General features: G+C 54.4%; 1 protein-coding gene. It reads right to left on the bottom strand.

What is annotated here, in order from left to right:
* Positions 1–1,454, bottom strand: a 1,454-nt coding sequence (locus J5224_RS27605; protein ID WP_264628329.1) for a TonB-dependent receptor, incomplete at both ends; no start/stop codon positions are given.

The following is a 1,454-nucleotide window of genomic DNA, read 5'->3' as shown; positions in this document are numbered from 1 at the left end:
GACTGGGTGTAATCGTTGCGCAGATCGAGAGTCGGTGCATCATCGGACTCTTTGTAGAAGTGAGAGAGCACCAGCGAATAGCCTATGCTTGAGCTGAAATCACCCCATTGGTTGGCATCCCAACGTGCATTCGCCTTGAAATCCAAACCGCTGGTGCGTTCGCTTGCCGCGTTGATAGCGTTGATGCGTACCCGCTGCAACTTGTTAGGATCCACCGCGCTGGTGGCGGGATTACGTATAATGCGCGACAGGACTTCCTGGCAATGACTGCCGGTATTGCCGGAGATGCGGCACTGATACTCTTCCTGCAACAGACGGTTGGCATCCACGGTAGTCAGCAGATCCTTGATCTGTACGCGCCAGAAATCCGCTGAGAAATCCAGGTTGCTGCTGGGGGACCACACCACACCATAGCTCCACGATCTACCGTGTTCTGATTCAAGATCGCTGGTGCCGCTTTGGGTGTAGTTCACCGCATTCGGATCGCACGCCCCTTCGATGCCTTGCGCACAGCCGTAGTAGTCTTTCTGTCCAGAGAAGTAACCGTTGCTGTCAGCCTGGTAGATATAGTTGAGGTCTGGGGCGCGGAAACTGGTGCTGTAGTTGCCGCGGAACAGCAAGCTTTTCACCGGACGCCACTCCAGCCCGGTATTGTAGGTAAAATCTTGCTCTGAGCGTCCGCTGAATTTGTATTGATCCCAGCGGCCTGCGGTTGATGCCAGCAGTGTATCGGTCAACGGAATGCTCAGTTCAGCACCGAGCGCGTAGCGGTCTCGATCGCCACCGGAAACCGACCCTGGGGTGGTGTTATAAAAGGTGCCGTCATTAAGACGTCGATCGGGGCGCACGGAATACGATTGCTTGCCGTATTCTGCAACGCTGGCGAACCCTACCGGACCGGCAGGTAAGTTAAACAGCTCACCGTTGGTGGTAAAGCTGTAGGTTTGCGACTCGGATTTACTTTTTTGCTTCAGCACGCCGCTGTATCGGGCCCACTCTTCGCGGGTGAGCGGCCTATCGAGGCGCGATGCATCCGGCGCATAGACGGGGTAGCCATCCTGTTCACCCAACTGTGGCCCCAGGTAGAAATCCTTAATTCCACTTAACGGGGTATAGCGCGTGCTGCGATCGCTGGTGTATTGCGAACGGGTGTAAGCGACTTCATAATTCCAGTCGCTGCTACCTATTTTATCCGCGAAACCCAGCGTGCCAGTCCAAGTGGTTTCGCGCCATTCGCTGTTATTACGCTCCCGTCCACCGATCTCCTCGGGAGAAAAAATACGCGCCCAACGTTCGATATTGCCGGTATTGGCATTGTAAAAATCGGGCGAGGTAAAGCTGGGGCCACGGGTATTGGTTTGTGTTTTGTCGAAACCAAATAACAGATTGGCAAACACTTTAGCGGTGTCGTTGAGGTGATAGGCTCCGCTCAGGTAGCCATCGTAGTTTTCTTT

The organism is Candidatus Symbiopectobacterium sp. NZEC135, assembly GCF_025962695.1.
Note: the sequence above shows the minus strand (reverse complement) of the source record. Positions and strands in the feature narration are given on the sequence as shown.